This is a genomic window from Sulfobacillus harzensis (genome assembly GCF_012933365.1).
GTDB classification, from domain to species: domain Bacteria; phylum Bacillota; class Sulfobacillia; order Sulfobacillales; family Sulfobacillaceae; genus Sulfobacillus_B; species Sulfobacillus_B harzensis.
Genome location: NZ_JABBVZ010000123.1, coordinates 1 through 8768, shown reverse-complemented (window position 1 = coordinate 8768; position 8768 = coordinate 1). Strand labels below are relative to the sequence as shown.

Below are 8768 nucleotides of genomic sequence, written 5' to 3'. Positions count from 1 at the left end.
CAAATGGCCGCCCACCCCAGCGAATTTTGACACCCGTCCGCGGAGCCGTCCGGGTCAATTTTTGAAAAAGCTCCTAGCAGCCCACTCACCGTCTGGATTGGAAGAAGGATTGTCATCGGCCACTGCACCAACCTATAGGGAAGTCGCAGGGGTTATTGCCTACCGGCAAGTCGCTGCTATTAGGCAGCGCGGGAATTGCGGCGCGCCCCCTGCCGGCTGAAGGCGAGACAAATGTGCCTTAAAGGAGGATGAGCAGCAGATGCGTTGCCGTTGCAACCGGACGTTTACCGTACTGTTGCCAAGCCTCCCCTGGGCTAGTTGGTTGCAGCGTGTCGCACGCAAATGGAATCCGGAACGAGCCATCGGGCCCTTGGCACCGTAACTGTAACATGCTTCTCCCGCCCACGGCACTGCAAATCTTTCGTCATTAACCCACCCAGTCATTGCGATGGTAGCGGTAATTGGCAAACCCAATCCCATCCGGTGCCTCCTAAACCATCGCGAGCCGAAGTTGATTCATGGAACCAATCGGCTGCTGTTCAATGACTAAGAGACGCTTGCGTCTTAGTCGGTGTCGAATAACGGACACGGACCCGCAAGCCTATTGGTGAAAACGACAACTCGCAACGGGCAAACGCACTCGGGATTTGGTCCAAGGTTACTGGGCAGCAGAATTAGGGCGCACCAACGGCGCTGATCCCGGGGGTTCCACCGTCACCAGCGCTCCGATATAGAGATGCGGATAGATCTTTTGGGCCACGGGAATGGGCACCTCCACACAACCCAAGCTTTGGGGAAATCCGTACTGCGCCCGCAGAAATCCATGCACGGCTTGGCTTTTATCGAAGTAGTTAATCCAATGGACCGGATCCGCATAGGACGTGCCGTTGGGATTGATTCCCCGCATGATCTGGAAGGGCCGCCGTTCATCGACGGCGTAACTCCCCAGTGTGGTCGGCGTCTCGGGAATTCCGGTATTCGCGAGGGTGGTCAGCACGACATGCCCGGCCACCCACAACCATAGCCGTTCCGGCAATGTTTCCGAGACATAGACATAGGCGTACGGCGTCGGATTGACCGCGTGATGCCGCACCGCCTGTTGGAGCGCCATCCAAACCTGGGGGCCGGGAATGCCGTTCACCGGCAGATGCTGCTGGTGTTGAAAGGCAATCACCGCCGCTTGGGTCATCGCGGTCCAGTACGTCGGATTCCAGAGGGATTTCAGCGCGGACGGGACCGCCGGATAGCGCCACGTAAATGAGCCTGCCGGCGGTTGGTACACGGAGTCCCACCCCCGCTGCCCGGCCCGCGCCCCCACCGTGGGCGTCCATCGAAGGGGCAAGTACCCGAGTTCCGCCAGCCATTGCTGCAACCGGAGCGTCGTGCCCTGCGGCAGTTGCACGGTTAACGTGTGAGACGCCTGCGCCAACATGGCACCATCCCGGGCGACCAGACCGTGCTTTCCCCTAGGGAGATGGAGCACGATGGTTGTATCCGGTGCCCATCCCCGGCCTGTCGGCTGAAAATGCCAGGTGCGATCCGTGGCCCGATGCCACCGTCCGGCTACTGCCGGGGCCAAGGTCCAGTGCGACAGCGCGGAACGCCGGACGGGTGCCGAAAAGGTGACATCAAGCGGTGCCGTTGACAGGTTGGCATGGCCCGCTGTAACCAAGTGCGCATTTGCCGTCAGCCATGGGACCGACGCCCAGTGCACCGTCTGCACGGATCCCCAGGGTTCCCAAGGTCGGGCGCGAACCTGCAATGCGACCGCGCCGTGTTGGTCTGGCGCATTAGGGGCCGTTCCGATCACCACCTGAGGGCCGCCCACCGCCTGAACGTGACCCGTCGCCGGAAACCGGACTTGCGCGACGGCACCCCTAAAGTTTGCAGCCGGTGCCTTCCCGACATCCACACGCAGGCGATTGGAAGCGAGTTGCGGCGCAGCCGGGGTCGTAACCGTGACCACGCGCCGAGCGCGCCACCCGAACAGTCCGGCAACCGTGACCCGCAACTCAACGGCCCGATCCGAAGGAAGCACATGCGCCGGCCACAAGGTGTTCCCGGCAACCCGCAAGCGTTGCGGTCCACCCGGCGCGTCCGTCAGTGACGCCGCTACCACATGCGTACCCCACCCCTGGAGGACCACCTTCGAGAGAGCCGTGGAGCTGGCGGCAAGGTTCACTCGTGGACGAGAAACTACCAGGAGCCCCATGGCCAGTCCGACGAGGATCAGTGCGGGCTGCCACCACTGGACCCGCCAGCGCAACCGCCCATGGCGGTGGGGCGATCGGTGGCGACCAGGAGGGGTGTAGGCACGGGATGGGGTCATCGCGGTCTCCTTCGATAATAGTGTCTTCATCAGTATAACGATGCAGGATGGGAAAGGTGAACGAATAGCCCATATAGCGGACCGCACCGCTGGCGGTGAGCACGACACTTGCCTAATCTAGACAACAATGACCGCCCGATTGCCGTGTTTCGGAAGTGGCTGGTTGGCCGGTGCGAAGCAGCATGGTGAATCACAACTGATAGGGTCATGTGTGTTGGCGCTAACGCTTCTTAGCAGCACTGCCGCTCAATGCAAACGCGTTTAGATAAACCGATAATGGCCCCCAATTTACCACCCAAGACTGGGCGGAGGGCGTGGCAGCGTTGGACATGGTGCACGAACGCATTCCCAACGCTACGCCGAACAAAAACGCGCACATCGAATCCTGGCACAGCGTGTTGGAGGCGGACTGTCTGGGCAACCAGGTGTTCTCGACGTTGGCGGCTGCCTACGAGGCCGTGGCGGCCTGGATCACCTATGCGGCGGATGCATGGAAGTTTGGCGGATTGGCCGCCGACGCAGTTCTATCGCTGGGCTTTGGCCGGCACCGCCCCGCGCATCAGGACTGTGCACTGCTAACGTCTCCCAAGAAGACGGCAAATTAACCCATCGGGTCGAAAGTGGTTGACACAGGACGGATCACTCTGGATCGTCCAGCTATAGGGAGTTGGCCCGGTGCTCAGCCAGGGACGGAGCCTCGCGGACGACGTCCGCGAGCACATGTGTTTGTTGCCGATTCCAAACTCATCAGTCCTGACACGGTGGGGCACCTATGTGATGACGGCATTGCTTTGTCTCGCGCCTAATCAAACGGGCCCTTGGCGGTGGCTCTGTTGTTCCTGAAAGACACCCGCAAAATTACACCCTATGTCTATGTCGTCTATATGGCCCTCTTGCTCTGGCAGTGCCTTCAAGCGGTCATGTGGCAAAATGACAAACGGCTCGGTTTCACGTGCCCTATCCCAATCACGCGCTCCAACCAGCCCCGACGACCAACCGGCTCAAACAAATCGTTGCACCCGTTCAAGTTATTCTCTGGCGCGATGCGTACGGGCGACTCCGACGCAGCCACAGCGAATTAACCCTCGTCCAGCGCCATGCCTTACTGCTGGTCGGCACGGATTCTCGCCGTTTCACTCACATACCGTCCGGCTAGCCTGGCCTGTCAGCACCTCAGATCCCTCCACCAAGGGTGCGAAATGTGGGTTAAATGAAAAGGCTCCTAGCGGTGCATCCGTAATTCCAGGGGCAACGCATTGCGCGAGAGCTCATGGAACCCGCATTTACGCCCACTGCTCTGAAGGTGTGCTTCGCCAAGTGTTCACCGCGCTCAGCGCTGACCGTCAGGCGGCGCGCCGGTAGTGCGAGGGACGGGGACTTTGAGATGTGTATGGCACCCGATGACGTATGGTATGCCCCTGGATTCCTGCTAAGCGGTTGTCAGCTGACGGGTATTTGGGTCCGAGTGCTTCCCGCTCCCACGAAACGCTGCCCGGCCGTCGTTGGGCGAGTGACGCGTGTCCACCGATGTCGCGACAGAACGCTCCGAGCGTGCGATGGAGCTTCCGAAGCCGAACGATCCGTCCGCGTTGGGCCGTTTGATACCGAGTGGCTCAGTCATCGCGACGCGTTCCGCAATTGTGTTTTGTTGATTTTGCCGGCGCTCGTCATTGGGAGGGATTCAACAAATTCCATCACGTCTGGGATCCAGAATTTAGCGAGACGCCCTTCGTCCACTGCTCGGCTGAGTGCCTGCTGCACCCTATCGGCATCCACTCCGGACCCCGCCGCAATCACCGCTTTGGGACGCTCGCCCCAGCGTGCATCGGGAATGGCAATGACCGCCACGCTATGTACGCCGGGCAACTCCGAGATTATGGATTCAATGACACTGCCGGCAACCCACTCCCCGCCGCTTTTGATCGCGTCTTTGATGCGATCCATGACTGAGATCTGCCCGTCAGGATATCTCACAGCCAAATCGCCGGAGCGAAACCATCCGCCAACGAAGGCCGCATCGGACGCTTCTGGATTATCGAGATAACCGTCGGGAAGCCATGGGCTCTGGATCCACAGTTCGCCCAAGGTCGCCCCGTCTGATGGAACCTGATTTGCCGCGGAATCCCGCACCTCCATGCGCACCATCGGGAACGGCGTAAGACGTGACCCCAGCGCGTCCAACCGTTGCGGTCCAGTCAGACCGGGTGCCGCGGAAATGGCACTCCCCAACTGGTCGGACCCGCCGTAAATGAGGGAAAACTGGATGCCTTGCCGATCCGCCTGACGCGCGAGTCCGGATGACAACGGGCTGCCGCCGGTCAGGACTTTGAGTGGTAACGGATCCGAGGTGGCTTCAAGCAGCATAAAAAGTTGTGTCGGCACCATGTTGCTCCAGGTCACCTCGTGTTGCCGGATGAGCTCAACTTGCTCTTCCGGGCCACTTCGCTCGGGCAATACCAGGGGCGCTCCAAGATAGGGGGCGATAAACGGGACACCCCAACCATGGATATGAAAGAACGGAATGAGCGGCATTATGACGTCAGACCCCGTCAGGTTGGCTCCGGTATCCTGAAGAGCCAAGGCATGGGCGATTTGAAGGGCGCCGGACAGCATTTGCTGGTGCGTATAGCGAATCCCTTTGGGACGGCCCGTGGTCCCCGTGGTGTAAAACACGGAGTAGACATCGCTGGGAGCAATGGTCCCGGCGATGTCAGGCACCCGGAAACGCCCTTCAGCGACCAGCGTTTCATAATCCGGTTCCCGATCCGGCCCCGCGGCCTCACTCATCCACACCACGTGAGGGCACGCGGGCGCCACGACATCAGTCAGTGTCCCAAAGCCGTTCCAGAGGAAGAGCCATTCGTCGTGCGCCTGGCCGATGGTCCAGAGGATATCCTGAGGCGAGAGGCGAAAATTAATCGTGTGGATCACCGCTCCCACCATGGAGAGCGCGTGGTGGAGTTCAAAATAACGGTGACTGTTCACATCCATCACGCCAACCATCGTACCACGCCTAATCCCAAGCCGGGTCAGACTATCGGCGAGCCGTACCGTTCGCTCGTAGATGCTCCCATACGTATAAGTGACAGCGCTACTGACAACCGGGGTCGATTCATACTGGTACGCCGCGTCTCGTAAGGTTTCGTGGACCAGCAGACTTCTCATCGCCATCCCCCTCCCCAGAGGTTCGCTTCTTGGTCAACCGCAAAGGGATACTCTCGGTGCCGGAGGAAGCGGATACTATAGAGTTCCGCCAAGTGGGCATAGGGCTCACCTTGGCTTCGGGCCATATCATATAAAAGCGCGACTTGCGCGGCATCCGCGACAGCGGTCAGAGACTCTTTGGCATACCATTCGGCTTCGCGTCCTTCAAGCGTGGCTAAGCGTTCGAGATGCCGCTCGAGCTGGACCCGTGCGTATTGGGCTTCCGGCGTACCTGCATGGTCCAACATGGGCACAATCTCCGACAAAAATGCCTGGTGCGCCCGCTGGCGTTTCACGGTTTCCAGAAAGTCCAATGCTTGAATATTGCTCGGTCCTTCCCAAATGGGCGTGATGAGCGCTTCCCGATGCCACCGGGCGACACCGTACTCCTCCAGAAATCCCAGTCCCCCGAAGAGTTCCATACTGAGCGCGGTCATCGCCGCCGCATGGTCCGCCGTGCGGCTTTTGGCCAGATGGGTGACAAAACGGGCGAGATGATAACGGCCGGAATACGGGGGACGGTCGCCCCATGCGCCGTCGAATTTCTGGACGCCATAGAATGCTAAGGTCAATCCCGCCGCAGAGCGCACGGTGAGGTCGGTCAAATCGCGCCGGATTAGGGGATGCGTCTCTAACACGTGGCCGAAACTCTGCCGCCGGACAACCCGCTGGATCACCTCCAACTGAGCTTTTTTGCCAATGCCCATCGCCACCACCGCATTAGCTAGGCGAGACACGGTCAGATTCTCGAGCGTGTAGTAAATGCCTTGGTCGGCTTGGCCGATCAGGTAGGCTTCGCTGCCATTCAATTCGACTTCCCCGGAAGGCACAGCCCGTGTTGCACTCTTGTCCTTTAACCGCCGCACGTGAAAGTTGAGGGTTCCCTCGCGTGTCAATCGGGGCAACAGAAATAACGCGAGACCTTTGGGCCCTGGGCGCCCGCTCTCCGGCCTGGCCGTCGTGATGGCGTAATCGGTTAAACCGGCTCCACTGGCAAAATATTTATCGCCGGTCAAGAGCCACACGTCGCCGGACTGCCGAGCCACCGTCTGGTTGGCCCCCAGATCGCTGCCTCCTTGGGATTCGGTCATCCAGGTCGCACCCCAAGCCTTTCCCGAGAGCAAGGCGTCTTTTATTGCATCCGCCTGGGGAATCGCTACGGTCGCATACTTGTGCAACGCATAGGCCGTTTGCCCGGTAATGGTCAGAATACAACCGAGACCCGGATCGGCTAAAAGGTATAAGAGAGCGTAATGATACAGCCAGCCTTCCCCACGATATGGCGGTTGAGTGATCCAAGCGGTCGCGGCCAAAGCCTGGCGCTCGGCTGGACTTAAGCGGACGCGATCAATTCGATTGCCGTCCAGGTCATGGGCTACCAGGACGGGCGGCGCGTCGTGGTCGATGTGATACGACGCCTCATATAACTCTTGTCCCGCCAGCGCCCCAAACTGTCGAAGGTCTTCCCAATGATCGCCAGAGGCGGGCCAAAGATGCTTTAACACCGCTTGGAGTTCCGAGGCCTGATCAAAGTGATTGGTCCCATATGCATAGGACAGATGTTCCATAGCTAGCCCTCCTGGTTTAAGATCCGATCCAGTCGGCGTTGCATCTTCGCGCGCAACTCCGTAATTTCCGCCATCATCGTTTGCAGTTCGTCCACCTGGGTTCGCAGCTCCTCGAGTTTAGCGTCACCACGCCGAATGACGTCCCGCAGTTGCGCAACTTCCGTGGGATCGGCATCATACAAATCGAGCATTTCTTGAATTTCGGGGAGTCCGAAGCCGAGTCGCCGCCCCCGTAAAATAAGTTGCAGGCGCACGCGATCGCGTTCGCGATATAATCGTCGGGCACCTTGCCGAATTGGCGTCAACAGCCCAACGTCTTCATAGTGGCGCAAGGTGCGTGGAGTCACGTCATAGAGCGTACTGAGTTCATTAATCGTATAGGACTGCGAATGTTTGCGCATCCGTTTCGAGTTCATAGCCTACCCCCTCTTTGTCTGAAGTTCGTCGGCGGCCCGGTGTCGTCAACCTTCCGCTTAGCACAGCTCAGAAATCTCATCGTATCCGCACGATCGTTGCCGCTTCGCGCTTAACGCCCCGTGAACACGGGACAAACGAAACTACGGTTATCTCTTATAACACTTGCAATATACAGTCACTTTACGTTAACGTCAACGCAATTACTAGCTTCCGTACAAAATAAGGCGTATGTAAATTCATTTGTACTCAAGACTAGGGGACGATGGTTCGCATCAACGCGAAACGGCACTCTTCTATCGTTTCGGTCGATGGCTCGACCTAAAGTCAGTCCGATATCAATAGTACGGCGACTGATGGAGACTCATCGCGAGCGTTCAGTGTCCGTCTGATGTTTAGCTCCTAAGCGGATCCGGGCTTTTTGTCGCCTGTGCTACGCTCAGGAAGTATCGAGCGTCAGTGGTGCAGACCCGGCGACGTTGGTCCCGTTGGACACGATGGGGGCTGTTGGGCGCGTGCGTTGCTGCACACAACGGGCAGACCTTTATGCCGCATTATAATGGCCAGCATCTCGTCGATTTGATCAGCAACACGGTGCTGACGGCTGACGAGTTGACTACTGCGACGGCAGCGCTCGGCTTTATGTACAGTGGTCTCCGAAAACGACACAAATTTGGGGGACCTCAAGCGTTCCGCTTAAATGTTGGAAGACTTGCCAAAGACGCCCCGAACGTAACCCTGTTTCGCGCGAATCCCTATTTCCCGGATCGCCAAACGCCTGACAATCGGATCAGGCCCTCTTTTTGCCTCGATAGCGCGCCAGTGGCCACGGATCGTGAGACGCGCCACGCGACAAATCTTGCGGAGCCATCAACGCCTCATAGTGTTCACCTCGCAAAGCGACGGCCCGCATCCCATACACCGGGTTAGAGCTGCCACAGTGACAGGCTTTTCCCAAAATGGGGGGCAACCTTCTGTGGGAGCAACAACCCGACAATCTCCAGAATGCGGTTGGTAACAGCCAACGCCTCCTGCCACCAATCCTGCCGCACCGCGCGGCGTGCTTCATCCTCCAACACGTCCCCACATCAATAAAGACAGAATTCGGGATTTTTTGGGCAATCTTCTGCAAAAATGCCCTACGAAAATTTGGCAAAAATGGACAGCCTTTGCTACTGTCAAATTGCACTCCGAATCAAAGAAAGGATGCGAAATCGATGAGAAAGCGTTTAGCGATTATTACCGCATTGCTG

The 8768-nt window shown here is 58.6% G+C and carries 6 protein-coding genes; 1 reads left to right on the top strand and 5 read right to left on the bottom strand.

Translation table 11 applies throughout. From position 1 onward, the window contains the following. Positions 1-658 precede the first annotated feature (658 nt). The gene (locus tag HIJ39_RS19855) at positions 659-2329 is read right to left on the bottom strand and encodes a L,D-transpeptidase family protein (RefSeq protein ID WP_169102780.1); all 1671 of its coding nucleotides are present in this window, start codon (positions 2327-2329) and stop codon (positions 659-661) included. A gap of 314 nt (positions 2330-2643) precedes the next feature. Between HIJ39_RS19855 and HIJ39_RS19850 the strand changes: the two genes are divergently transcribed. Further along, on the top strand, positions 2644-2934 hold the full coding sequence (locus tag HIJ39_RS19850) for a hypothetical protein (protein WP_169102779.1): 291 nt from the start codon (positions 2644-2646) through the stop codon (positions 2932-2934). Positions 2935-3946: 1012 nt separating this feature from the next. Here the strand turns inward: HIJ39_RS19850 and HIJ39_RS19845 are convergent. The 4 genes from HIJ39_RS19845 to HIJ39_RS19830 form a co-directional block, all read right to left on the bottom strand. Next, complete coding sequence (locus HIJ39_RS19845; protein ID WP_169102778.1) at positions 3947-5494, bottom strand: AMP-binding protein; 1548 nt, start codon at positions 5492-5494, stop codon at positions 3947-3949. Next, on the bottom strand, positions 5491-7101 hold the full coding sequence (locus HIJ39_RS19840) for an acyl-CoA dehydrogenase family protein (RefSeq protein ID WP_169102777.1): 1611 nt from the start codon (positions 7099-7101) through the stop codon (positions 5491-5493). Before HIJ39_RS19840 ends, HIJ39_RS19845 begins: the two co-directional genes overlap by 4 nt. 2 nt (positions 7102-7103) lie before the next feature. Then, the gene (locus HIJ39_RS19835) at positions 7104-7517 is read right to left on the bottom strand and encodes a MerR family transcriptional regulator (protein WP_207711806.1); all 414 of its coding nucleotides are present in this window, start codon (positions 7515-7517) and stop codon (positions 7104-7106) included. 924 nt (positions 7518-8441) lie between these two features. Next, positions 8442-8591: a hypothetical protein gene (locus tag HIJ39_RS19830; protein ID WP_169102776.1), complete on the bottom strand. Its 150-nt coding sequence runs from the start codon at positions 8589-8591 to the stop codon at positions 8442-8444. Positions 8592-8768 lie beyond the last annotated feature (177 nt).